Source organism: Campylobacter devanensis (assembly GCF_002139915.1).
Classification (GTDB): Bacteria; Campylobacterota; Campylobacteria; order Campylobacterales; family Campylobacteraceae; genus Campylobacter; species Campylobacter devanensis.
Genome location: NZ_CP018788.1, coordinates 1,310,756 through 1,336,058, shown reverse-complemented (window position 1 = coordinate 1,336,058; position 25,303 = coordinate 1,310,756). Strand labels below are relative to the sequence as shown.

29 protein-coding genes are annotated in these 25,303 nt (G+C 33.3%); 16 read left to right on the top strand and 13 right to left on the bottom strand.

Annotated elements, in window-relative coordinates:
- The first annotated feature begins 3 nt into the window (after positions 1 to 3).
- From CIGN_RS06695 to CIGN_RS06620, 16 genes are all read left to right on the top strand, one after another.
- A complete protein-coding gene (locus tag CIGN_RS06695) occupies positions 4 to 516 on the top strand; it encodes a F0F1 ATP synthase subunit B (protein WP_086302875.1) in 513 nt (170 codons plus the stop codon).
- Positions 517 to 1,050 carry a F0F1 ATP synthase subunit delta gene (locus CIGN_RS06690; RefSeq protein ID WP_086232552.1) on the top strand — a complete coding sequence of 178 codons (534 nt, stop codon included), beginning with the start codon at positions 517 to 519 and terminating at the stop codon, positions 1,048 to 1,050. It begins immediately after the preceding gene.
- 14 nt (positions 1,051 to 1,064) lie between these two features.
- Positions 1,065 to 2,582, top strand: a complete 1,518-nt coding sequence (gene atpA, locus CIGN_RS06685) for a F0F1 ATP synthase subunit alpha (protein ID WP_086225054.1) — start codon at positions 1,065 to 1,067, stop codon at positions 2,580 to 2,582.
- 9 nt (positions 2,583 to 2,591) lie between these two features.
- A complete protein-coding gene (atpG, locus tag CIGN_RS06680; protein ID WP_086244845.1) occupies positions 2,592 to 3,479 on the top strand; it encodes an ATP synthase F1 subunit gamma in 888 nt (295 codons plus the stop codon).
- A gap of 17 nt (positions 3,480 to 3,496) precedes the next feature.
- Positions 3,497 to 4,894 carry a F0F1 ATP synthase subunit beta gene (gene atpD, locus CIGN_RS06675; protein ID WP_086225056.1) on the top strand — a complete coding sequence of 466 codons (1,398 nt, stop codon included), beginning with the start codon at positions 3,497 to 3,499 and terminating at the stop codon, positions 4,892 to 4,894.
- Positions 4,895 to 4,912: 18 nt separating this feature from the next.
- The gene (gene atpC, locus CIGN_RS06670; RefSeq protein WP_086226793.1) at positions 4,913 to 5,302 is read left to right on the top strand and encodes an ATP synthase F1 subunit epsilon; all 390 of its coding nucleotides are present in this window, start codon (positions 4,913 to 4,915) and stop codon (positions 5,300 to 5,302) included.
- Positions 5,303 to 5,872: a MotA/TolQ/ExbB proton channel family protein gene (locus CIGN_RS06665; protein ID WP_086300793.1), complete on the top strand. Its 570-nt coding sequence runs from the start codon at positions 5,303 to 5,305 to the stop codon at positions 5,870 to 5,872. It begins immediately after the preceding gene.
- Positions 5,873 to 6,265 (top strand): biopolymer transporter ExbD, encoded by a 393-nt coding sequence (locus CIGN_RS06660; RefSeq protein WP_086300792.1) that lies wholly within the window; start codon positions 5,873 to 5,875, stop codon positions 6,263 to 6,265.
- Positions 6,265 to 7,038, top strand: a complete 774-nt coding sequence (locus tag CIGN_RS06655; protein WP_086302873.1) for a TonB C-terminal domain-containing protein — start codon at positions 6,265 to 6,267, stop codon at positions 7,036 to 7,038. Before CIGN_RS06660 ends, CIGN_RS06655 begins: the two co-directional genes overlap by 1 nt.
- Before the next feature lie 2 nt (positions 7,039 to 7,040).
- The gene (gene tolB / locus CIGN_RS06650) at positions 7,041 to 8,300 is read left to right on the top strand and encodes a Tol-Pal system protein TolB (protein ID WP_086225061.1); all 1,260 of its coding nucleotides are present in this window, start codon (positions 7,041 to 7,043) and stop codon (positions 8,298 to 8,300) included.
- 75 nt (positions 8,301 to 8,375) lie between these two features.
- The gene (locus tag CIGN_RS06645) at positions 8,376 to 8,858 is read left to right on the top strand and encodes an OmpA family protein (RefSeq protein ID WP_086225062.1); all 483 of its coding nucleotides are present in this window, start codon (positions 8,376 to 8,378) and stop codon (positions 8,856 to 8,858) included.
- A 13-nt stretch (positions 8,859 to 8,871) separates the two neighbouring features.
- On the top strand, positions 8,872 to 9,789 hold the full coding sequence (locus CIGN_RS06640; RefSeq protein WP_086302871.1) for a tol-pal system YbgF family protein: 918 nt from the start codon (positions 8,872 to 8,874) through the stop codon (positions 9,787 to 9,789).
- Between the two features lie 15 nt (positions 9,790 to 9,804).
- On the top strand, positions 9,805 to 10,431 hold the full coding sequence (locus tag CIGN_RS06635; protein WP_086236028.1) for an FKBP-type peptidyl-prolyl cis-trans isomerase: 627 nt from the start codon (positions 9,805 to 9,807) through the stop codon (positions 10,429 to 10,431).
- 9 nt (positions 10,432 to 10,440) lie between these two features.
- Entirely contained in the window at positions 10,441 to 11,352 is a 912-nt protein-coding gene (gene fabD, locus CIGN_RS06630) for an ACP S-malonyltransferase (RefSeq protein ID WP_086302869.1), read from the top strand.
- Positions 11,349 to 12,035 carry a 5'-methylthioadenosine/adenosylhomocysteine nucleosidase gene (locus tag CIGN_RS06625; protein ID WP_086232546.1) on the top strand — a complete coding sequence of 229 codons (687 nt, stop codon included), beginning with the start codon at positions 11,349 to 11,351 and terminating at the stop codon, positions 12,033 to 12,035. Before fabD ends, CIGN_RS06625 begins: the two co-directional genes overlap by 4 nt.
- Positions 12,032 to 12,775 (top strand): tRNA 2-thiocytidine biosynthesis TtcA family protein, encoded by a 744-nt coding sequence (locus CIGN_RS06620; protein WP_086246866.1) that lies wholly within the window; start codon positions 12,032 to 12,034, stop codon positions 12,773 to 12,775. The genes CIGN_RS06625 and CIGN_RS06620 overlap by 4 nt, the downstream gene beginning before the upstream one ends.
- A gap of 40 nt (positions 12,776 to 12,815) precedes the next feature.
- On the opposite strand, the gene CIGN_RS06615 is transcribed toward CIGN_RS06620, so the two are convergent.
- From CIGN_RS06615 to CIGN_RS06555, 13 genes are all read right to left on the bottom strand, one after another.
- Positions 12,816 to 13,256 (bottom strand): hypothetical protein, encoded by a 441-nt coding sequence (locus CIGN_RS06615; protein WP_086302867.1) that lies wholly within the window; start codon positions 13,254 to 13,256, stop codon positions 12,816 to 12,818.
- A gap of 8 nt (positions 13,257 to 13,264) precedes the next feature.
- Positions 13,265 to 13,720: a nitrous oxide reductase accessory protein NosL gene (locus CIGN_RS06610; RefSeq protein ID WP_086232543.1), complete on the bottom strand. Its 456-nt coding sequence runs from the start codon at positions 13,718 to 13,720 to the stop codon at positions 13,265 to 13,267.
- A complete protein-coding gene (locus tag CIGN_RS06605) occupies positions 13,717 to 14,544 on the bottom strand; it encodes an ABC transporter permease (RefSeq protein WP_086229716.1) in 828 nt (275 codons plus the stop codon). Before CIGN_RS06605 ends, CIGN_RS06610 begins: the two co-directional genes overlap by 4 nt.
- Before the next feature lie 2 nt (positions 14,545 to 14,546).
- The gene (locus tag CIGN_RS06600) at positions 14,547 to 15,185 is read right to left on the bottom strand and encodes an ATP-binding cassette domain-containing protein (RefSeq protein ID WP_086233785.1); all 639 of its coding nucleotides are present in this window, start codon (positions 15,183 to 15,185) and stop codon (positions 14,547 to 14,549) included.
- 9 nt (positions 15,186 to 15,194) lie between these two features.
- Positions 15,195 to 16,091, bottom strand: coding sequence for a NapH/MauN family ferredoxin-type protein (locus CIGN_RS06595; protein ID WP_086229718.1), 897 nt, complete (start codon positions 16,089 to 16,091; stop codon positions 15,195 to 15,197).
- A 5-nt stretch (positions 16,092 to 16,096) separates the two neighbouring features.
- Positions 16,097 to 16,546, bottom strand: a complete 450-nt coding sequence (locus CIGN_RS06590; RefSeq protein WP_236844748.1) for a c-type cytochrome — start codon at positions 16,544 to 16,546, stop codon at positions 16,097 to 16,099.
- The gene (locus tag CIGN_RS06585) at positions 16,543 to 17,088 is read right to left on the bottom strand and encodes a c-type cytochrome (RefSeq protein ID WP_086302865.1); all 546 of its coding nucleotides are present in this window, start codon (positions 17,086 to 17,088) and stop codon (positions 16,543 to 16,545) included. The genes CIGN_RS06590 and CIGN_RS06585 overlap by 4 nt, the downstream gene beginning before the upstream one ends.
- On the bottom strand, positions 17,085 to 17,768 hold the full coding sequence (locus CIGN_RS06580) for a 4Fe-4S dicluster domain-containing protein (RefSeq protein WP_086225074.1): 684 nt from the start codon (positions 17,766 to 17,768) through the stop codon (positions 17,085 to 17,087). The genes CIGN_RS06585 and CIGN_RS06580 overlap by 4 nt, the downstream gene beginning before the upstream one ends.
- Entirely contained in the window at positions 17,761 to 18,975 is a 1,215-nt protein-coding gene (locus CIGN_RS06575) for a nitrous oxide reductase family maturation protein NosD (RefSeq protein WP_086241679.1), read from the bottom strand. The genes CIGN_RS06580 and CIGN_RS06575 overlap by 8 nt, the downstream gene beginning before the upstream one ends.
- The gene (locus tag CIGN_RS06570) at positions 18,972 to 19,733 is read right to left on the bottom strand and encodes a cytochrome C (protein WP_086225076.1); all 762 of its coding nucleotides are present in this window, start codon (positions 19,731 to 19,733) and stop codon (positions 18,972 to 18,974) included. Before CIGN_RS06570 ends, CIGN_RS06575 begins: the two co-directional genes overlap by 4 nt.
- A 92-nt stretch (positions 19,734 to 19,825) precedes the next feature.
- On the bottom strand, positions 19,826 to 22,420 hold the full coding sequence (gene nosZ / locus CIGN_RS06565; protein WP_115633454.1) for a Sec-dependent nitrous-oxide reductase: 2,595 nt from the start codon (positions 22,418 to 22,420) through the stop codon (positions 19,826 to 19,828).
- A gap of 30 nt (positions 22,421 to 22,450) precedes the next feature.
- Complete coding sequence (locus tag CIGN_RS06560) at positions 22,451 to 23,314, bottom strand: hypothetical protein (protein WP_086302863.1); 864 nt, start codon at positions 23,312 to 23,314, stop codon at positions 22,451 to 22,453.
- A gap of 240 nt (positions 23,315 to 23,554) precedes the next feature.
- The gene (locus CIGN_RS06555) at positions 23,555 to 25,210 is read right to left on the bottom strand and encodes a DASS family sodium-coupled anion symporter (protein ID WP_086228462.1); all 1,656 of its coding nucleotides are present in this window, start codon (positions 25,208 to 25,210) and stop codon (positions 23,555 to 23,557) included.
- Between the last annotated feature and the right edge of the window lie 93 nt (positions 25,211 to 25,303).

The following is a 25,303-nucleotide window of genomic DNA, read 5'->3' as shown; positions in this document are numbered from 1 at the left end:
TGTATGAATATTAAATTTATCCTATTATTAGCAGCTCCAATGCTTGCTTTTGGTGCTGGTAGCGGAAGCGGTGAGTATGATATCATTCCTAGGGTGATTAACTTTGTTATATTCTTTGCTATACTCTACTACTTAATAGCTAAGCCAGTTAAAGCTGCATATCATGGCAGAATTAACGCTATTGCAAATAGATTAAACGCTATTCAAGAGAAGCTAAAAGCCTCAAATGCTAAAAAAGAAGAGGCTGTCAAAAAGGTAGAAAATGCTAAAGTTATTGCAAATGACTTAACTCAAGCTGTTAAAAAAGAGATAGAAATCATGTTAGTTAAGATAGAAAAAGATACTCAAAATGAGATTGCTATCTTAGAAAAAAGTTATGAAGAACAAAAAGACTTTGAAGAAAGAAAGCTTGTTAGAGCCGTAGTTAGCGAAGTTTTAGATGAGCTATTTGCAAGTGATGCTATGAAAATAGATCAAAATGAGCTTATCAATCTTATTATGAAAAAGGTGAGCTAAATGAGAGAAATAGTAGCCAAAAAATATGTAAAAGCACTAATTTTAGCTTTAGACGCTGATGAATTTAATAGAGTAAGTGACGAGATTAGTAAGTTAGCTGCTGCGTTTGGCCTAGATAAATTTAACTACATAATAGACTCGCCAATCATTGATGCGAAGTCTAAGGTTGAGTTTTTGCTAACTTTAGTTAATGATAATAAAAATGAAAAACTTGCTAATTTCTTAATGCTTTTAAGCCATAGAGGTAGATTACATTTAATTCCAGAAATTGCAAGAGAATTTGAATATCAAAAAGCTTTAAGAGATGGTAAATTTAAAGGTTTAATCTCTGGAAATATCGAGTTAAGCGAAACTCAAAAGAGTGAGTTGGAGCAGAAATTTTCTAATAAATTTGATGTAAATATTGAATTTCAAACTGTAAAAAACGAATTTAATGGCATTAAAATCGAGATTGACGATTTAGGTGTTGAAGTTAGTTTTTCAATCGATAGATTAAAAGCTCAAATGAGCGAATATATATTAAAAGTAATTTAATAAGGAGTAAAAGCGTGAGTGTTAAGTTAAAAGCTGATGAGATTAGCAGTATCATCAAAGAACGCATAGAAAACTTTGATCTTAGCGTTAATATTGAAGAGACTGGCAAGGTTATATCAGTCGCTGATGGCGTGGCAAATGTTTATGGTCTTAAAAATGTCATGGCTGGCGAGATGGTTGAATTTGAAAATGGTCAAAAAGGTATGGCGCTAAACCTAGAAGAGAGCAGCGTTGGTGTTGTTGTTTTGGGTGGTTGTAATGATATTAAAGAAGGAAGTAGCGTAAAAAGACTTGGTAGACTTCTTAGAGTTCCAGTAGGCGATGCACTTATTGGTCGTGTTGTAAATGCCTTGGGAGAGCCAATTGATGGTAAAGGTACAATTGATGCTACTGAGACTAGATTTATTGAAGAAAAAGCTAAAGGCATTATGGCTAGAAAATCTGTTCATGAGCCACTTCAAACAGGTATTAAGGCGATTGATGCTCTTGTGCCAATTGGTAGAGGTCAAAGAGAGCTTATTATTGGTGACCGTCAAACTGGTAAAACTACAGTTGCAACTGATACAATTATCAACCAAAAAGGTCAAGATGTAATTTGTATTTATGTAGCAATTGGTCAAAAACAATCAACAGTAGCTCAAGTTGTTAAAAAACTTGAAGAATATGGCGCTATGGACTATACAATTGTTGTAAATGCAAGTGCTAGCGATGCAGCTGCTTTACAATATTTAGCACCATATGCTGGTGTAACAATGGGTGAATATTTCCGTGATAATTCTCGTCATGCGCTTATTATTTATGATGATTTAAGTAAACATGCTGTTGCATATCGTGAGATGTCACTTATTCTTCGCCGTCCACCAGGTCGTGAAGCTTATCCAGGTGATGTATTCTATCTACACTCAAGACTACTTGAAAGAGCAAGTAAGCTAAGTGATAAACTAGGAGCAGGAAGCTTAACAGCATTACCTATTATAGAGACTCAAGCTGGCGACGTTTCAGCTTATATTCCAACCAATGTTATCTCTATTACAGATGGTCAAATTTTCCTTGAGAGTGATCTATTTAACTCAGGTATTCGCCCAGCAATTAATGTTGGTCTATCTGTATCTCGTGTTGGAGGTGCTGCACAAATTAAAGCTATCAAAAAAGTATCTGGTACTCTAAGACTAGACCTAGCTCAATACCGTGAATTACAAGCATTTGCTCAATTTGCAAGCGATTTAGATGAGAGTAGCCGTAAGCAATTAGAGCGTGGTCAAAGAATGGTTGAAGTTCTAAAACAACCACCATACAGTCCGCTTCCAGTTGAAAATCAAGTTGTAATTATTTTTGCAGGAAGCAATGGATATTTAGACGATCTTCCAGTGTCTGCTGTTACTAAATTTGAAGCTGAGCTTTATCCATATATCGAGGCTAAATACCCAGATATTTTTGAACAAATTCGTAACAAAAAAGCGCTTGATAAAGATATCGAAGAGGCACTAGATAAAGCATTAAATGAATTTAAAGCAATATTTAGCGCTGAATAAGGCTAAAATATGTCAAATTTAAAGGATATTAAAAGAAAGATCAAGAGCGTACAAAACACGCAAAAAACTACAAAAGCGATGAAGCTCGTCTCTACTGCGAAATTAAAAAAAGCAGAAGAGGCAGCTCGCCATTCTCGTGTTTATGCTCTAAAGATCAATGAGGTCTTAAGCGAGATAGCTTATGAGATTAATAAGTTTAAAATCGTTGGCGAAGGTAATAAATTTTTTGATACAGAGGCTAAGGTAGAAAAGGTTGATATAATTTTTGTTACTGCTGATAAAGGTCTTTGTGGAGGTTTTAATATCTCAACTATTAAAGCTGTAAGAAATATGATAGATGAGTTTAAATCTAAAAAAGTTAAAGTTCGCTTAAGAGCTGTGGGTAAAAAAGGTATTGAATTTTTCAATTTCCAAGGTATTGAGATTTTAGAAAGTTACCGTGGCGTAAGTTCAGCACCTACATATGAGAAAGCTCAAGAGGTTATTAAAGCAGCTATTGCTGATTTTGTAGCTGGAGTAACTGATAAAGTTATTTTAGTTCATAATGGCTATAAAAATATGATTTCTCAAGAACTAAGAGTAAATACCATAGTTCCAGTTGAACCACCAGTGATTGAAGATAATCAATTGCATAGTTCGCTTATGGACTTTGAGCCAGAACATGATGAGAGAATACTCGATGAGCTTATGAGAAAGTATTTTGAGTATAGTATGTATTATGCTCTTATTGACTCTTTGGCGGCTGAACATAGTGCTAGAATGCAGGCTATGGATAATGCAACAAATAATGCTAAAGCTAGAGTAAAAGAGTTAAATCTTGCCTATAATAAAGCAAGACAAGAGAGTATCACAACAGAGCTTATAGAGATTATAAGTGGCGTTGAGAGTATGAAGTAAATTTATAAGGAGTAATAATGAAAGGTGTAATTAGCCAAGTTATGGGTCCTGTAGTTGATGTTGATTTCAAAGACTACTTACCTAAAATTAACGAAGCTATTGAAGTAAATTTTACTGTTGAAGGTAATACGCATAAGCTAGTATTAGAAACTGCTGCACATCTAGGAGATAATAGAGTGAGAACAATTGCTATGGATATGAGTGAGGGTCTAACTCGTGGTCTAGAGGCTACGGCTTTAGGCGCACCTATTAGTGTACCTGTTGGTGAAAAAGTTCTTGGTAGAATTTTTAATGTTGTAGGCGATTTAATAGACGAAGGTGCTGAAGAAAAATTTGACAATAGGTGGTCTATCCATAGAGATCCGCCTCCGTTTGAAGAGCAAAGCACAAAAAGTGAAATCTTTGAAACTGGTATTAAAGTTGTTGACCTTCTAGCTCCATATGCAAAAGGTGGTAAGGTAGGTCTATTTGGTGGTGCTGGCGTTGGTAAAACAGTTATTATTATGGAACTTATTCATAATGTTGCATTCAAACATAGTGGTTACTCAGTATTTGCTGGTGTTGGTGAGAGAACTCGTGAAGGTAACGACCTTTATAATGAAATGAAAGAATCGGGCGTTTTAGATAAAGTTGCCCTATGCTATGGTCAAATGAACGAGCCACCAGGGGCAAGAAATAGAATTGCTTTAACTGGTCTAACAATGGCTGAGTATTTCCGTGATGAGATGGGACTAGATGTTCTTATGTTTATTGATAATATTTTTAGATTCTCTCAATCAGGTTCAGAAATGTCAGCACTTCTTGGACGTATTCCAAGTGCGGTTGGTTATCAACCTACACTTGCTAGTGAAATGGGTAAATTACAAGAGAGAATTACATCAACTAAAAAAGGCTCTATCACATCAGTTCAAGCTGTTTATGTACCTGCAGATGACCTTACTGACCCAGCTCCTGCGACTGTTTTTGCTCACCTTGATGCTACTACAGTTCTTAATAGAGCCATTGCTGAAAAAGGTATTTATCCAGCAGTTGATCCACTAGATTCAACATCTAGAATGCTAGATCCACAAATTTTAGGTGAAGAACACTATAGAATTGCTCGTGGCGTTCAAGCAGTATTGCAAAAATATAAAGACTTGCAAGATATTATTGCGATTTTAGGTATGGATGAGCTAAGCGAAGAAGATAAATTAACTGTCGATAGAGCTAGAAAAATTGAAAAATATCTATCTCAGCCATTCTTCGTTGCAGAAGTATTTACAGGTAGTCCTGGTAAATATGTAAGTCTAGAAGAGACAATCGCTGGATTTAAAGGTATTTTAGAAGGTAAATATGATCACCTACCAGAAAATGCATTTTATATGGTAGGAAATATTGATGAGGCTATCGCTAAAGCTGAAAAGATGAAATCGTAAGCCAAAAAAGGAAGCTATATGAATACAATACATTTAGAAATAGTCACCCCAGAAGGGCTAATATTTTCTAATGATGCTAAAATGGTAGTCCTTCCTGGTGCAGATGGCGAGTTTGGCGTTTTGCCAGGCCACGCCTCTTTGGTTTCCTTGCTTAAAATTGGCGTAGTAGATATAGAAAATCTAGATGGAAGTCATGACGCAGTTGCTATTGATTGGGGCTATGCTAAGATCGATGAAAACAAAATTAGCATCTTAGTTGATGGTGCTGTACATGTAAGTGGCAATAGCGAAAGTGAGATTGCTAAATCTATAGAAAACGCTAAAGCTCTTGTAAGAAAAATGCATGATAGCAATGGAATCTTAGCTACTGCATTATCTAAGATTGATAGTTCAGTAAGGGTTAGATAAGTGGAGTCTATAGAACTTCTTATAAGTTATCTATCTAAAAGTAGCTTGGTGACAATCGTCGTTCTTGCGTGGTTGTCACTCTACTTTGTTATTAGTTTTACTATTTTATTCTCAAGATATAATGGACTTAATCGCTGGATTAAAAGAGAGAAGCAATCTTTGGAGGCGATCTTGCTTGGAAATAAGCTTGAAAATACAGATTCAGTTTTAAAAAAATGCCCACAATCAAATTTAAGCAAAGAACGTCTAGAAGTCTTTATATCACTAGCTCAAAATAACTCTACAAGTGGCCTTACAGCTCTTGCAATTATCGCATCTACTTCACCATTTATAGGGCTTTTTGGGACTGTTATTAGTATATTAGAGACATTTGCGGCACTTGGTCAAGGTGGTGGTGCAGCATCTCTTTCAGTTATTGCGCCAGCTATTTCAGAAGCTTTAGTTGCTACTGGTTGTGGAATATTTGTAGCTATTCCAGCTTATAGTTTTAATCTATTGATTAAACGTAAAGCTTATGAATTAATAAGTCTTATACAAAGAGAAACAAATTTATTGCTTAGTAGTAAATAGATGATAAATTTTGATGAAAATCCAGAACTAAATATTACCCCTTTAGTTGATGTTATGCTGGTGTTATTAGCTATTTTAATGGTAACAACACCAGCTATTATTTATGAAGAGCAAATTAGTTTGCCAGATGGTTCAAAATCTAAAGTATTAAGCCAAGAGTTAAAAAGTTTAACAGTTAGAATTGATAGTCAAAGACAGGTATATATTGATCAATCTAAAATGTCTTTAAATGAACTTAGCGATAATTTAGTATTATTATCTAAAAAGTATGATAAAAATTCACCAGTATATATAAAAGCTGATAAGAGACTTATATATGATGATGTTATGTTTGTTTTAAAAAGTATGAAAAATGCAGGTTTTTCTAAGGTTGCCTTAGAAACAAATGGTTAATGAATAGTAAATTTGGAATCTCATATAACACTACAGGCGCTTTTTGGTGTTCTGTAATATTATATTTTTTCATTATATTTTTTATATTTTTTAAACTCAGTAGATATGAAGAGAGCATAAAATATACAAATGACAAAGACGCATTTATGGATGTTTTTGTAGTAGAATCAGATATTAGTCAAAGTATCAAAGCGCCTGAGCAAAATGAACAAAAAATAGAAGAATTTATAATTAAAAAGCAAGTAGAACCACCTTTAGAATTAAAACAAGAGACAACAAATAAAGATATTGTGTCACAACAACAAGATATACCAAGTGTAAATTTAAGCGATCTTTTTAGCGAGGCTGCACCTATAGATATTACTCCACAGACAACTCAAGCCGTTCAAAGTAATGCTAAAAGCGAGACAAAATCTAATTCAAAAAGTGCAGCTGATATTATCGCTTCGCTCCAAAAAGATATAGATAAAAAAGCACCAAAATCATCAATAACAGGCGTATATAATAAATATATGGGCGATATAGTAGAGATTATTCAAAATAGATGGGTGCGCTATAAAGCAGATACAAACAATAATGCTAAGGTTAAAATTATTATAGATAAATTTGGAAAACTAAGCTATCATATAGACGAGTATTCATTAAATAGTGCATTTAATAGCAAGGTTAGGGAGTTTTTAGAGCAGTTAAAAGCCATAGATTTCCCAGTTCCACCTAGTAAAGATGCTACTGTATTGGATATAAATTTAATTGATTTAATAGAAACGGAGTAAAAGTGAAAAAGCTATTTTTGTTACTTATGATCTGTATTGGGTTAATAGCTGCAGATGGTAGAGTCGATATTGTAAATAAGGGGCTTGTATTGCCAAAAATTATAGTTCAAGATGCTACGCAAAATTTTGGCAATAGAGCATTACAAGATAAATTTTTTAAGCTTATCGTAGGAGATTTAAAAGTTGGTTCAGCATTTGAGGTCTTAGATAAGTATTATACTAGTGATTTTAATGATAGCGCAATCCTTACTAGCGAGCAAAATGCTGATTTGATATACAGATATGCTCTAACTCAGTTAGGCAATCAATTAAGTCTAAAAGTTAAGGTGTTAAATGCTAAAAATAATCAGATAAGATTTAGTGGTGAGTATATCCAAAGCGTGGATAAATTTCCATTTTTAGCGCATAAAAGCATTGTAGAACTTGCTAGAAATCTAAATTTATCTCCAATTGAGTGGATGGATAAATCTATTATATTCTCTCAATATACAACACCTGGCAAGAGCAATATTGTAGTAGCAGATTATACGCTTACATATCAAAAAATTATAATTAGCGGTGGATTAAATATCTTTCCAAAATGGGCAAATGATGATCAAAGTGCTTTTTATTACACATCTTATGTAAATTTAACTCCGACTCTTTTTAAATTTGATTTACATACTAAACAAAAGAGTAAAATCATTCAAAGTAGCGGTATGATTGTAGCAAGTGATGTCAGTCGTGATGGTACCAAATTGCTTTTAACAATGGCACCAAATGATCAAAGTGATATCTATCTATATGATATATTTACTAAAAACTTAAAACGAATTACTACATTTAGTGGAATCGATGTCAACGGTAATTTTGTAGATAATGATACTAAAGTAGTATTTGTCAGTGATAGAATGGGATATCCAAATATATTTTCTACTAGTCTTGATGGTAATGGGTTAGTTGAACAGATGGTATTCCATGGTAAAAATAATAACTCAATTAGTACTTTTGATAATTATGTTGTATATTCAAGTCGTGAGAGTGCAAATGAATATGAGCAAAAGACTTTTAATTTATATTTAATTTCAACAAAAAGCGACTATATTAGACAACTTACAGCAGGCGGAGTTAATACTTATCCAAGATTTTCTAGTGATGGTGGAAGTATTGTATTTATCAAAAATATTAATGGAAGTAGTTTGGTTGGAATTATCAGGGTTCATGAAAACCGCAGTTTTCAGTTCCCTTTAAAAATTGGTAAATTACAGTCAATTGATTGGTAATAAATATTAAATTTATATCTAAAATTTGAATATTTATGCTATAATTCGCCCAAAATTTTTTTAAAAAGGAATGAGATGAAAAAATTAGTCCTAGTTTCTACTGTTGCTGCGGCTCTATTTATGGCTGGTTGTAGCTCAAAATCTCCAGAGGTAGATATGAGTGCAGACGCAAATAAAGCTAATCAAGGCGTTATCAGCGCTGCTGAGAGATTAAATTCATTACAAGCTCAAGTTCAAAATGTATATTTTGATTTTGATAAATTTAGTATTCGTCCAGATATGCAAAGCGTAATTAATCAAAACGCTTCTATTTTTAATCAAGCTGGCAACTACAAAGTAATGGTAGAAGGCAACTGTGATGAGTGGGGTAGTGATGAGTATAACTATGCTTTAGGTGTAAAAAGAGCAAAAGCTGCTAAAGATGCTTTAATAGCACAAGGTATCGCTGCAGATAGAATCGAAATTACCAGCAATGGTGAGAGCAAACCTGTATGTACTGAAAAAACAAAATCTTGCGATGCCCAAAATCGTCGTGATGAATTTAGACTACTTCCATAATTTTATCTAATAAATGAAAAAATTTATCCATGTTGCAGCCGTTTTGGCTGCAACTTCTATATTTGCTGAAGTTTCAGTATTCGATGCAGGTAATATAAATAAAGAAAATCCATATGGTCTTACAGAAAGTGAAAAGGTTTTATTAAATAATAAAAAAAAGGTAGATAGACTAGATCAAAATATAGGCTCAATGCAATCTGATGTGGCTCTAGCTCAGGAGAATATCGAAGGTGTTAAAAGCCTTTTAGATGGTATAAATCAGCGAATTTTAGCAATTGAAAGCAGAGTAACTCAGCTAGAAAATAGCCTAAATTTGCAAAAAACTACTACTTCCAAAGATATATCAAATTTAAAATCACAGATCAAAGCAAACAAAACTAAACATGATGAAGATGTTAAAAATATTACTAAAGCACTTGGTGAGCTAACTGCTTTAATAGATAGCAAACATCAAGAGACTTCAACTGCTCAGCCAAAAGCTCAAACAAAATCCGGAGATAAAAAAGCTGTAAACAAAGAAGTTAAAGAGCAAACATCTCAAAATAAAGAGACAAAATCAAATTTAAAACTTGATGATATGCCAGCTTCTGAGATTTTAATAATGGCTGATAAGGCCTATAAAGCTAATGAATATAAAAAAGCTAGTGAGTGTTTCACTCATTTAATTAGTAAAAACTATAAGCCAGCCTACTCAAATTTTATGCTTGGCGAGATTGAATATTTTAACAAAAGCTATAAAACTGCCGTACCATATTATGAAAAAAGTGTAGCAATTAGCCAAAAGGGTAATTATATGCCAAAGCTATTGTATCATACAGCAATTAGTTTTGATAAAATAGGCGATATAAAAAGTGCTAATAAATTTTATAAAGCATTAAAACAGGCCTACCCAGATAGCGCAGAGGCAAAAGCTGCGCCTGATAGAAAATAATTTTAGGAGAGAGATATGTCAAAAGTTATTAAAATGTTTTATGAGCTAAAAGATGCTAATAGTGGCGAACTTTTAGAATCAAATATAGGCGGTCAAGAGATTGCATTTGTAAGTGGTAAAAATCAAGTTTTAGAAGCACTTGAGAGTGGTGTTTTAAATTTAGAAGTTGGTCAAAAAGCTACAATTAAAATTCCAGCTAACCAAGGCGTAGGCGAATATGATGAAAACGCTTTGCAAGTACTTCCTAAAGAGCAGTTTGCAGGAATTGATTTAAATATCGGAATGGAGCTTTTTGGCGAAGGAGAAGATGGTAGCACAGTTCGTGTAACTGTAAAAGCTATCGGTGAAAATGATGTAACTGTAGATTTTAATCACCCATACGCTGGTAAAGATTTGGAATTTAATGTACAGATTACAGAAAATAGAGATGCTGATGCTGATGAGGAGCTAACAGGCGTTGTAGCTATGCCACATGTATGTGGTTGTGGTGGTCATAGTCATGAACATCATCATGGACATGGCGGCTGTGGTGGTCATGGTGGTTGCGGTGGTCATGGTCATCATCATGATGATGAAGATGAGTGTTGCAATGGTGCACACCATGATGAAAACGGTGGCGGATGCTGCGGTAAACACCACTAAGAGTTTGATATGAGAGTAGCTTTTATTTTCCCTGGTCAAGGCTCACAAAGTATTGGTATGGGGCAGGAAATATATAATGAATTTAGCAGTGCTAAGGAGCTATTAGATAGTGCTAGTCAGCATTGCGGAATTGATTTTAAATCCTTGCTTTTTGAGCCAAATGATAAGCTTGGTGAGTCTGAATTTACTCAACCAGCAATTGTGTTAAACTCTTTAATGTGTTTTGAAGCGTTTAAAAGTCAATTAAATTTAAAACCAGAGCTTAGCTTTGGACACTCTTTAGGTGAGTTTAGCGCTCTTAGTGTAAGTGGAGCAATTAAACCTTTAGATGCTATTAAGGTTGTAAATTTGCGTGGTAAATTTATGGCTCAAGATTGTGCAGAAATTGGCGCTGGAATGATGGTGATTTTAGGTCTTAGCAATGAAAAAGTTGAAGAGATCTGTAAAAATAGTAATAAGCAAATTTGGGCAGCAAATTATAACTGTGATGGTCAAATAGTAGTAGCTGGTATCAAAAGTGATCTTCAAGCAACTGTAGATGAGTTTAAATCTGCTGGAGCCAAAAGAGCAATGCTGCTTGATATGAGCGTAGCAAGTCACTGTCCTTTGCTTCAAAATGCTAGTATAAAGCTTGCCAATGAGCTTAAAAATTTACTAAGTGAAGAGTTTGCGCCAGTAGTTTCAAATGTTACAGCCAAGACTTATACTACTAAAAAAGAGGCTTTAGAATTATTAAAACTTCAACTAACTAGCCCAGTTTTATATCAAAATAGTGTAAAAAATTATGTTGATAAGGTTGATTGTTTTATTGAATTTGGTGCAAGCGTATTAAAAGGAATGAATAAAAAAATCTGCGATAAACCAACATATAGTATCACAAATTTAAGCTCACTCAATGAAACTTTAGAGGCGTTAAGATGAGAATTGCTATCCTTGGGGCTATGAGTGAAGAGATTGAGTTTTTGCTAAAAGCAGTTGGTGATTATCAAAAGATTGATCATGCTAGAAATTCATTTTATAAAGCACAGTGTGGCAATCATGAATTAGTAATAGCCTATTCAAAGATTGGAAAAGTCAATGCAGCTTTAACTGCAATAATTTTAGTTGAAAAATTTGGTTGCGAAAAGCTGATATTTACTGGCGTTGCTGGTGCTTTAAATGAAAATTTAAAGATCGGTGATATGCTATATGCCACTACTACAGCTCAACATGATTTAGATATTACAGCTTTTGGACATCCACATGGTTATGTGCCTGGAATTAATATTTTTGAAAATAGCGACGAGAAGTTAAATAGCGTAGCTAAAAAGGTGGCTGATTCTTTAGGTATTGGTTTAATTGGTGGAGTAGTTGCTACTGGCGATCAATTTATCTGCAATGAAGAAAAAAAAGAGTGGTTAAAATCTACTTTTAAAGCTGATGCAGTGGAGATGGAAGGGGCAAGCGTTGCTCAAGTTTGTGCTGCTCTTGGTGTTGGATTTTGTATGCTTAGAGCTATTAGCGATGAAGCTGGTGGTAAAGCAGAGGTTGATTTTGATACATTTTTAACTCAAGCAGCAGATAAATCGGCTAAATTTGTTCTAGAAATGGTAAAAAATATATGATAGAACTAAGCAAAAAATTAATCAGACAAGTTGGCCAAACTAACGCTAAGTATAAGATGTTTGAAAAAGGCGATAAGATTTTACTGGGTTTAAGCGGTGGTAAAGATAGTCTTAGTTTAGCACATATTCTTAAGCATTTTCAAAATGTAACCCCTGATAAATTTGAATTTGAAGCAGTAACGCTAAGCTATGGAATGGGTGAAAATTATGAATATTTAACCCAGCATTGCAATGCTCATGGAATCAAACACAGCGTAATTGATAGCTCTATATTTGAGATTAGTAAAGATAAAATTCGTAAAAACTCAAGTTTTTGCAGCTTTTTTAGTCGTATGAGACGAGGATATCTCTATACATATGCACTAGCTAATGGGTTTAATAAGCTTGCTATTGGACATCATTTAGATGATGCTGTAGAGAGTTTTTTTATGAATTTTACATACAATGGAGCTATGAGAACTCTAGCACCAAAATATACTGCTAAAAATGGCGTGATAGTGATTAGACCGCTTATTAATGTGCGTGAGCGTCAATTGCGTGATAATGCTACTAGAAATGAGCTTAGAGTGATTGGAGATGAGGCGTGTCCTGCTATGAGGTTTGATGTAAAAATGCCGCATGCAAGAGCTGAAACTAAGGAGCTTTTAGCTACTTTAGAAAAGCAAAATCCAAAACTATTTGTAAGTTTGCAAGCTGCTTTTGAAAATATACATTTAGATACATTTTTTAAGGTTAATTAATAGCCAAATAGCTTTTATAGCTATTTGGCTTTATTTACAATTAGCTTTTAAGATTAAAATCTATATAAATTCCAAGTTGTTTATCTCCATCATAAAGCTCTAAACGATAATTCATCACCTCTACTACGCAAGAGCTTAGCACAACTGTACCTATATATAGATTGCCTTTATTTTCTAAATTTGCTTTTATAGTTCCCATATCCATATTTAAACCATAAATTCTAGCATTGAGATTTTTATATTGACCATTTAGCCCTTCTACTTTAAGCGTAAGCGGCACCATAGCTTCAAGTGGTCTTGGGTAAAAAGAAAATCCAATCTCTTTTCCTTTATAGGATATATTGCAGTTTTTAGTATTTAAATCGCAAGTTATGTTTGAATCAGCAGAGATCTTTTGGGTTTGTTTATCATAAGAATTTATTATAAAAGCAAATAATGCACCAATGATAATAGCACTTAAAACATATAAAATATTTTTCATTATCAATCCTAATCTAAATAATCAATCAATTTTTTATTAATTTTACTAAATTCAAAAATCCTACTAGCTGAGTTATCATCGGCAAATTTTTTCGCATCTTCATAGCTAGCAAATGGTATTAAATCATCACCACTAAAACTTACTACATTGCTGCCAAAAACATAAAATGCCTCTGTAGCTTCGATAAGCTCTTTTGTTTTATAATCTGTAACATACATCTTTTTAAGCGGCACAACCTCTTTTGGTTTGCTTGTATAAAAGTAGTAAAACATCTGTTTGGCTGAGCTAAATAGTACTTTTTTACCATTTTTATATTCTAAAACTGCAATCCAATCAGGATATTTAAAAACATCTATGAATTTAATAGGACAAGTAGAGTTTGTATCCTTAAAAAACTCATTATCTTTTAAATTTGCCCCAAAAACTATTCCGGTAAAAAGAGCTAAAAGTATAAGTTTTTTCATACTAAATCCTTCTTAGAAAACGAAATATATCCAAATATCATGCAAATTATACCAAGTAAAGTTGGATATAGTGCTGAATATATTAAAAAATTAATCTTGCCAAATCCATCTAAAATAAAGTAAGCTGCTGGACCAATTACAGCTAAATTCGGATCAAATAGACTAATTGCTGCGATTCTAAAAACTTGCATAGGGTTTGCTAACGAGATGGAGTAGATGATATTTTCATTTATTGAGCTTTGCATCATTAGGCCTATTAATGCAAGATCTAAAAATGCTAACAAAAATAGCCAAAATAAAAATGAAAATCCAAGCCCAAGTTCGCTACTTTTAATAAGGCTTGAGATTAAAAATCCAAACGATAAAAAGGCAAAAGATAGCACTAAAAGCAATAAGGTGTAATAAAAAAATACTCCCCAAGGAATATCTACATTTTTAAAAATAGCTATAATAAGCGATAAGATAAGAGCTATAAATATAGGTAAAAAGACTGTAAATGCACGCCCTAAAGCTTTGCCAAAATAGTACTCTTTAAGCGATATTGGAAAACTAAGAAGATACTCTAAAGCCCCAGTTTCTCTATCTGAGTTTATACTTCGCACAGTTGTGATGAGAATAAAGATTGGCAAGATTATTATACAAATTTGAATAAATAGCAAAAGCATTCTAGTAAGTCCACTAAATCCAGCAACTCTGCTATCAACAACTCCTGTTACAAAAAATATCGCAATTAACCCAGCAAAGGTAACTAAATAAAAGAAAAACCATTTTGAAGCAAATGTCTCTTTTATATCAATTTTTGCTATTAGGATTAAATTTTTCACTATTATACCTCGCTATCTTTAATGATATTGCCTAAATCCATCTCAATAACACGATTTACTATGCCTTGAACCTCACTTACTCTGTGAGAGATAAATATAAGGGTGTGAGATTGGAATTTAGATTTTAATATATTTATAAACTTCTCTCTAGCTTGAGGATCGAGATTGGCAGTAGGTTCATCAAAGAGTATAGTCTTTGAATCTCTTGCAAGAGCTAGAGCGATTAAAACCTTTTGCTTCATACCGCCTGAGAGCTTATAAAATGGCTTTTTATGCTCTTTTTCATAGCTTAAATCTAGCTCTTTTAAATAGTTAATTATATTATTTAAATCTGTTTGGGTTGAGCTTATAGAGTATTCACATAGTTGAGCAACACTAAGTTTAAGGGGCGGAGGAGTTTGCGGAACGAAACTTAGATATCTTAAAGCATTTTTTCTATCTATGATTGGATTGATATTATCTATTAATATAGAGCCACTATCGCAGATTAGCTCACCTAATATTGCCTTCATTAAAGTAGATTTTCCAGCTCCATTTTGTCCCATTATTAGAACTTTTTGACCATCTTGAATATTTAAATTTAAGTTATTTAAAATAATTTGTGAGCCAAATTTTTTAGTTAAGTTTTCTATTTTTATCAATATCAATCCTTATAAAAGCTTTTTAAGCCTATTTTCGTAATTTAAAGCATCTTGATGGCACACATCGATACATCTACCACACATAGTACAATCCCCGCTTATTATACTAAATTTCTCTCCTGGAACATCTTTATTTTTAGACTTTGTAATTTCTAGAACTTTTGGGACAATGCAAACATCCATACATACAGCGCAGTGATCGCATTTTTCTTTATTCCAGCTAACTTTTATAGCTCTAAATTTAGATAATAATGAATATAATGTTCCAATAGGACAAACATATCTACACCAAAATCTTCTACTAAAGAATACTTCAGCTAAAAATACCAAAACAGCCCACCAAATTGCAGCACTATATCCATATATGATGAATCTTGATACTATACCTACAACATTAAAAATCTCAAATATTAAATATCCACTCACTAAGCTTAAAATCCAAAAAATTATCAAAAATATATATCTGATTTTTGTATCAAATTCTCTTTTTTTGATTATTTTTTTGCTAACTAATTTAGCATTTAATCTCTCAGCAAATTCGCCAAAAAAATTATATGGACAGACCCACGAACAAAAGGCACGCCCAGCAAAAAGCATATAAAAAGCCAAAATAGTAAAAGCCCCAATGAGTAGATTTACAGGTAACTCTGCTCTACTAAGGATAATTTGTGTGGTTATAAATGGATCAGCTAAGTGAAAGCCTAGCATTCTAGACCCAGTAATATCACCTTCAATGACTTGAATATCTGCTACAAATGAAAGCACAAACAAAAGATGAATCAAAATCATCGTAAAATATCGGTAAAACCTTATGCTAGGACGCTTTTTGCCATCTTTTGTTGTGGTTATAAAAGTAGAGAAAAAACTAGCATTTGCTACTGTTTGGCGACCTTGATATTTATTCATGATATTTATTTAAATTTAGATATCTCTTCAGCTAGAATTGTTAAATTCTCATCGCTGACATTATCTAAAAGTCCTTCCATTAAACTATTTGGTATTTTACCAGCTTTATACTCATTTAATCTAGCTAGAATAGCTTCTTTGCTTTTTCCAATAATTGATGGAGCTAAGATTCCAGAGCCATCTTTAGCATGGCATGGTGCGCAACTTTGTAAATATATCTTGCTTACTCCATCGCTGCTTAGAGATACGCTTTGTTTTAACTCTTTAATTTTATTTAACTCATCGCTTGTTTGAAACTCACTTGAATTGCTAGTAGTTTGCGTAACTGGCTTTGGTTCATTTTTTACTGGTTCTTGTGTTGCTTGAGTTGAGCTATCAGAGCTAAACAACATAAAAAGCATTAAAACAACAATCAAACCGCCCAAAGATAGAGCTATTACTTTGCCTATATTCATTTTTTACTCCTAAATTGTTCATTGAATTGGCTAATTTCATTGGCAATATCTGCCACCTCTTTATCATCCATTGATTTTACAAGATCTGCCATTAATATATTGGCTTTTGTTTTAGTGCGATATGCAATTATCATATCATATATCTGCTCGCTTGTCTTATCTAATAGCGATGGACCAATGATTCCATTGGCATAATCATCATGGCAGGCTGAACATTTAGTAATGAAATTTTTACTTAATTGGCCTTTTAGCAAGGCTTTATTTATACTTTGAAGTGGTGGCCTAGTAAAGGCAATAGCGCCGATAGATTTTGTAGTTTCGTTTGATTCGCCAATGCCAAATTTAATATTTTTCTTTCCATCTATATCATATACTACCCATTCATCAGATTTTGTTTGATTAGCACTGCTGCCTTTTTTGATTGTAATTGAGTTTGCAGTAGCTGTTTTGTTTGACTCTTGTGGATCATTTTTAGAATTTGTTTGATTTGAACATCCTAGAAATATTATTGCACTTAGTATAATCGTAATTGACTTTTTCATTTTGATTCCTCATAAATTTCGTTATAGCTTTTTTGTGGTAAGATTTCAATCACTCCAGCAAAGCATACCTCTTGACAAACTCCACATCCTACGCAATTTGACTCTATTTTTACAACCTTTTTTTCATTTAGTTGTATAAAACTTATAGCCTCATCAACTGGACAAGAATTTACACATAATGAGCAGCTTTTATCAATATTATCTTCTATAATCTTTTTAGCATCGCTCTCTCTTTGGTTATAGGTTTGGCGATTTAGTAGGATACTAATATCATCTTGACTTACATTTTTATTTAGCGTTGCATAGCATTTTTGTATATCTCTTACTACAGCAACTCCCATTTTAACATCTTTTATAGAGTTTATACTATGGTCTAGTGCGCCACTAGGACAGGCTAATACACAAGGAAATAAATCACATAGATAGCAACCTCTTTTGCTTGGATTGATATATGCTGAGGCTAAATTTATCCCATCATCAAGACCCAAAAGTTCAATGCTATGATATGGACAGACTTGAACGCACTGGCCACATTTGATGCATAAAGATTCAAAATTCTGAACACTTCCTGGTGGTCTAAGGTGTAGTTTTGGTTCATAGAATTTATTTATTAAAACTCCACTACCAGCAGCGCATCCAATCGCAGCAATGCTAAAAATGCTAAACTCTCTTCTATTCATGATATGGCTCCATATGCGGACTTGTATCTGTGATTAATAGCTCTGGTTCAGAAAATGGGGCGAGTTTAGAGATGAAGTTTAAAATACTCATAATTGCACTTCCATAAAATAGCCTTAAATTTGGATAGTATTGCCAAAGTGAATCAAGATAGGTAAAATTCTTATACTCTATATCGCCAATTCCATCTTTATCTCTATCAAATCCAGCATAATCATCAAAGTAATTATTACTCCACTCATTTATATCAATTTTAGAACCAGGTGTATCGTTGATAGCAATCTCCATATTACCTATAAAATCATTACGATTAAATATGCTTTTATGCTGAGTAGCATGGAATTGAACTCCAACTGTGTTGTATAGTATCTGATTATCTTCATAAACATTTGTAGTGCCTGGTTGAAACGGAGATTGGTCTAGATATAATCCTCTAGCATTATAGGCTAATATATTATCTTGTATTATAAAATCACTAGTATCTTTCATACCAATACCAACTCCAAAGGCACCAGTAGAGTTTAAAACTTGATTTTTTCTAGCAGTTGTTCCTGAAGAGAACATAAAAAATATACCAACAGAGTTGTATTTAAATATATTTTCTTCAACTAAATTCTTTCCAGCATACATAAAGTGTAGTGAATATCTGCCATACTCGCCATAATTTTTGCGAATTTGGTTATTGCTAGAATACCATACTACCATATCTCTGCTCTTGCTTAGATGGTTGTTTTGTACTATATTGTCATGGCTATACCATAGGCGAATTCCATCACCTCTAAGTCCTAAATCAACAGGCTTTGAAGTGATAAAATTATCAACTATTTTAGATTCATTACACTGCTTGAAATTTACTCCAAAAAGCGAATTTTTGATAGCATTGTTGATAATCTCAACTCCACTAGCGCTATCACAACTTATAGCTGAATCAATAGTAGTGTGAGAATTACCGCTATTTTCAATGGTTAAATTTAATAGCTTTACATTTGAGCTATTGATTTTTATCACATCGCCTTTTCCATCGCCTTTAATGATAGCGCTTCTATCTTTTCCATCTATAGTAATTGGCTTATTTATAATGATATTACCACTATAAACTCCACTGCTAAGCTCTATTATATCTCCACTACTTGCACTATCTATAGCATTTTGTAAGTCATTTCCAAAAGTAAAGCTATATAGCAGAGCTATTAAGCAGAGTTTTTTCACGCATTTTCCTTAAGATATTTATTTTTAGAAAATATTGCTAAAATTGATAAAACGCTCATAGTAATCATAACCCAAAATCCTATAGTAGGATATGAATGGGTGGTAAATTGTGCCACTTTACCATCACCTAGCGCTGTTGGCATAAATGGTTTAATTTTAAATGCACCCCATTCTTGCATATTATGACCATACCAGTATAGCCAACCAGCAAATGCACTCATAAATAGTACTGGAGCGATAATTGTAGGGATTAGTAATAGCGAATTTCCTTTACCGTTATAGTATAGATATAGCAACATAAAGATAGTTGCAATAAGCAAATAGTATGGTGCGATTGCTCTTTCTACATTGCCACCATGCTCCATAGGATACATACCTATATAGTGATTTATAGTATTCATTTCATGCACATCACCACTATAACCATCTACATGAAAATATACTGGAATTCCATCTGGAAAGGCCTCTTTAGGATAATTAGGAGCCTCTAAAGATACATACCATATAGGAAGGCTTGGCACTCCAATTTCAGATCTTGTTTCTATCATTTTTGCTAAATCATTTCTAACTTCTGGTGCCATTAGATGATTTTTATATTGAATTTTAGTGTAGAGATTATATATTGGATATACATAGCTTGGAATCTCAGCACCATTTTTAATCTTATTGGCTACACCATGATATGCAATTACAGGAATAGTAAATCCCACAGTCATTAAAATTAGAGCTAGTATGGTATAGAGTTGATACCTTTTCATTTTTACTCCTTTAATTAAATTTACTATCAGTCCATCTGGGCGGATAGTAAATTTAATTAATGAGGCGGAATCTCCGCCCCATTTGCTAAATTTTAATACAATCCAGCATTTTCATCGATCCATTTTAGATACTCAATTATATCTTTGATCTCTTGGTCAGTCATATGTTGATTTGGCATTCTTAGATTAAAGAAGTTAATCATAGCTTTAACATAATCTTCTTCATATTTGCTAGCTGGATCTTTGATAAAATCAAACACCCATTGTTCGGCATTTTCATGTCTTAGAAGAACACCGGTTAAATCTGGACCTGAGCTTACTTGACCGATAACATGGCAACCATTACATCCACCTTTTAAATAAGCTTCTTCACCACGAGATTGCACAGCTGTCATAGGTGTAGCAAGGGCTTTTGTTAGGTTGTTTTTAGCTCTTAGACCAACATCAGCAGTTTTAACCATATATTGCCATACTTGATACTCCCAAAGAATAGCACCATTGACATCGCCTTTTTTATAGGCTTCATCAGCTTTTGCTTTTACTTCAGGAATTTTGCCATATTGATCTAGTGCATCTTCAACAAGTTGTTTGACTTTTGGATATTTCTCAAAGTGTTTCTCTTTTAAGAATTTAACAACGCTTTGGATAACATCATCAGTTGCTTTATTTGTAGCGATTACTTTTTTGTATTCAGCTTCTAATTGAGCTGGGCTTAACTCTTTTAGTTTTGCTTTTTTGACTGATTCATATTTTTTCTTAGGATCTTTTACATATAGATATCCCATCATCTCTAGATGCAAAGCAGAACAAAACTCAGTGCAGTAGTAAGGGAATACGCCTTCCATATCAGCTTTGAAATTCACGCTTGCAGTTTTACCAGGCTCTATAGATGCATGAACATTATATAAATCAATTGCAAAGCCGTGAGTCTCATCTTGAGCTCTTTCTAAGTTAGTTAGATAGATAGTAACATTATCATCTTTATTTACTTCTATATGCTCAGGATTTATATGGCTTCTAACAAGAGTAGCATATACAGTTACATTTTTGCCATTTCTCTCGACTCTCTCTTGACCGGCTAGAGTCATACCGACTGATTGCTCACCTGTTCTTGAGTTTGTACCCATTTTGTATGTCATTGCAGGTTTTAATTTACTAGCTGCAATTGAGATAACATCATGAGGTTCACCAAGAGGAATTGGCATATCATAGATTAGCTCCATTTTTGCACCAGTTATATCGATTAATTGGTGATTTTGTGGATGAAGTGGGCCTACTGGATTAAATCTATCGATTGATAATTTATCAAGAGCTAAAGCGTATTTGCCAACAGGTTTAGCAGATTTACCTTCCATAGTATCAAGGTGGCCGATATTGTAATGGACATTTACTCTATCTAGAGTTTTTAACTTTTTATAATCCCATTTTACGATTTGACTATCTACATATAGTGAGGTATAAACAACGCCATCTTTAGAATCAAAAGAGTTGTGAAGTGGTCCAAGGCCTAGTTCTACTTGACCATGCAAAGATTTTTGCATATCTAAGATTGGAATTCCAAAAGGATCTTTACCTGCAAATTCTTTTTTATCTATTAAAGCTTTTATCTTTCTAAAGTCATATACGCTAGCGTGAGTATCTAACTTACCGCCTACTAGGATATATCTACCATCAGGGCTTACATCTACACCATGTGGAGATTTTGGTTCTGGAACTAAAAATAGTGCATTATTAGCTACAGCTACACTAATAGGAATAACTCTGTGGTTATTAATTACTTTGTAATTTTTAGGATCTTTTGCTAGTTTTTCTAGAATTTGCCAGTTATACATATGCATGTAGTCAGTATCATTTCTACTCATACCAGCTTCAAATGGTGGTAAGCCTTTTTCTATACCACCTGTATACATCTCTGAGTTAAAGCTATTTGTAAATGCCCAACCCATTGATTCGCCCTTACCAGCGTCACTTAAGTCTTGCATATATGGAGGAAGCTCAAGTGAAAATGAAGCTTTTTCATCAATTTTACCTTTTGGATAATCAAATTTCCAAAATGTAATCGCACCTCTATATACAGACTCGTACTCTTCGATTGGATGATAATTATTATCTAATGGAGCTGCGTATTGGCTAGCTTCGATTACATACTCTGTATTTGGAGTAACAAAACTTCCACCGTGTTCGCTTTTCATGATTGGATTTACCACGATTTGAGTGGTTTCAAAATCATGAAGATTGATTACAGCTGTTCTTGGGTTTGCTTTATCGTTGATAAATAGATAATCGCCCACATATTCGCCATTTTTTTCAGTGAAATTTGGGTGGTGAGTATCACCCCATGTGATTTCCTTGCCTCTAATAGCACCGCCTTTTAATACAGCCTTACTCTCGCTATCATAGCCATAACCTTGCCATGGCTCTGGAGTAAATACACCTATATATTTGTAAATTCTCATAGATGGGACGCCATATACGATTACTTGGCCACTTTGACCGCCAGAACTAAAGACGATATACTCATCTTTGCGACCACTTGGTTGATATGTTTTAGCTGCTGCTAAGACATCTTTTTCACTCAAGTTTCGCTCTTTCATGATAGTTTCAAGCTCACTAGCACCAAAAAGGCTAGATAAGCCTAAGCATAAGCCAGCGCCAAGCACTAATGGCTTTTTGATAAAACTATACATAAAGCTCTCCTTTTATAAAATTTGTATCAATTACTCAATACCAAAATTACAAGAAAAAATAGCACTATTCCATAGTGCAACTTGGCTATTTTTACTAATAAATATATCCAGAATTGAATCATAGCCGATTTTTGTACTATTTTTTAAATTTAAATTAAAATCATAAATATATAAATTTGAATCCCAATCGCCAATATAAATATTATCTTTATAAATTTTTATTGTGCTTATTTGGTTGTTTGAGATTTTATAAATTTTATTTTTATAGATTATATTGCCATCTATTAGTCCTATGATTAGTTCTTGATTTAAATCTATCATTGCAGTTGGTAAATTTGATGTTTGCATAATTTTGTTGATTGTTATCGTATCTAATTCAACTTTATATATATTTCTATCAAAACTAGCGATATAAAGAGCGTTGTCAATTATATGTGTAGCAGTTATCTTTGAGTTTAGGTTTAAATTTGATTTTTTATATATATTATTAATTGTATCATAGATTATTAAAGTTGCATTGCCAAGAGTAAATATAATCTTATCTTTGATAAAATTTATAGATGTAATGCCATCTATTATATTGGTTTTTGTCGGGTCAATTAGAATTGATTTAACCCCTTTTGGGTTAATTTGTATAGCATAACCACTATCTAGGCCAATTATAAGATTTAGATTATTAAATTTAATTACATTGATTTTATCAGATTTTATATCTATTTGAGATAGGATTTTGTAGGTTTTAAGATCTGCTATATATAAATTTTTTAGATTACTATATGCTATTTGTGTTTGGCTAACATCTACGCTATTTATATCATTACTAGGTTTTTGCACTAGTTGGCACTTTGCAAAGCCTATTATAACAAATACAAAGATACAAAGTAAAATTTTCATATCTTAATCTTTCCATGCTTATTAATTTTTTATAATGTTAATATAAATTATGTAATTCATAATTATATCATATTTTTTTCTAAATGATTATTGAAATTATCAAATTTTATTAATTAAATTTGTATATTTATTACAATATGTAATTTATAAATATTAAAATTATGTTGATAATAATTTTGGATTTAAAAAGTGTATTAAATTTAGATGAGGTAGCTAGGCGAATTCGCCTAGCTAAAAGGATTATAAGCTTAGTCCAAATACTGTAGTTGCAAGGAATACAACTGTTAGTGTGATTAGGAATACACCTATTATATTTAACCATAAACCAGCTTTGATCATATTGCTGATTTTGACATAGCCAGAACCATAGGCAATAGCATTTGGTGGAGTAGCTACTGGTAACATAAATGCACAAGTAGCAGCAAGAGCAACTGGAACTGTAAATAGCATTATATTTTGTCCTTCGTATCCTAGACCGATCGCCACACCAGCAATTACTGGTAAGAATGCAGCAGCTGTAGCTGTGTTTGATGTGATCTCTGTTAAGAATATAACAAGAGCTGTAACAATTAATATAATTAATATAATTGGCATAAATCCAAGGGCTGATACTTGATTTCCAATCCATAAGCTAAGACCAGTTTTACTAAATTGAGCTGAAAGCGCTAGACCACCACCAAATAAGATTAAGATATCCCACGGTAATTTTTTAGCCGTATTCCAATCTATCAATCTCTCATGATTTGAATTTGCTGGAATTATAAAGAGCAACACAGCAACACTCATAGCAATAACAGAATCCAAACTAGCGACTTTAATTCCATAGTGTTTAAATATAAATCCAAGGAATATCCAACAAAGCGCAGCCAAGACAAATACGCCACCTACTAGCCACTCAGCTCTACTCATTGAACCTAGTTTTTTGTATTCTGCATGAATAACCTCTCTACCGCCTGGAATCTCATTAATTTCAGGTTTAAATAATACATAAACCAAAAGCGCCCAACAAGCAATCAGCATAATAATAGATAGAGGAACACCCATCAACATCCACTCGCCAAAGCCAATTTCGATACCAAATTCATTTTTCATATGAGCTACTAAAAGCGCATTTGGCGGAGTGCCGATAATAGTGCCAAGAGAGCCAACAGATGCAGCATAAGCTATACCAAGCATTAAAGCAATACCGAAATTTGAAGTATAGGCTGCGGTTTTGTCTTTTATTTCACTTACTACATCTTTTCCTTTATGGATAACAGCACTTGCAAATCCGCCTTGAGTGCCTTTGCGGCTTACTTCATCAAGGTGTTTTAAATCGCCTTCTACTGTGCCATCTTCTTTACCGGTTAATTTACTTACTAAATGAAGAACAGAAAGACCAACTGGAAGCATCATAACAGCAGTTGCAGTATTGCTAACCCACATAGACATAAAGCCAGTAGCTATCATAAATCCAGCCACAAGGCGTTTAGGGCTAGTACCTACTAAAAGTACAATGCCAAGAGCAATACGAGTATGGAGATTCCATTTTTGCATAGCAAGGGCTAAAACGAAACCACCCATGAATAGATATATAGTATCACTTGCGTATGGAGCGGCGGCGTTTTTAAATGTATCAACACCAAGAATAGGGAATAAAACCATTGGAAGAAGAGCCGTAGCAGGAAGTGCGATAGCCTCAGTCATCCACCATATACCCATTAAAACAGCCACAGCGGCAACTATGGGAAGAGCATTTACATTGAGTGTTTTGCCATTTGCGGCTGCTAAGGCTATCTCGCCAGCATTGCTAGGCATTATGTAGTAAACAAGCATAGCAGCTATAACACCACCGATTAAGCCGATGATTTGTACAGCATTTGTCTGCTTGTCAACAGGGATGTTTGGATTAGACATCTGTTAACCTTTATTATGAAATTATTTAAAATTGCATTATATCAGCAATATCTCAAATTTAATAAATTTAAGCCTAAATTCAGTAAAAAATTT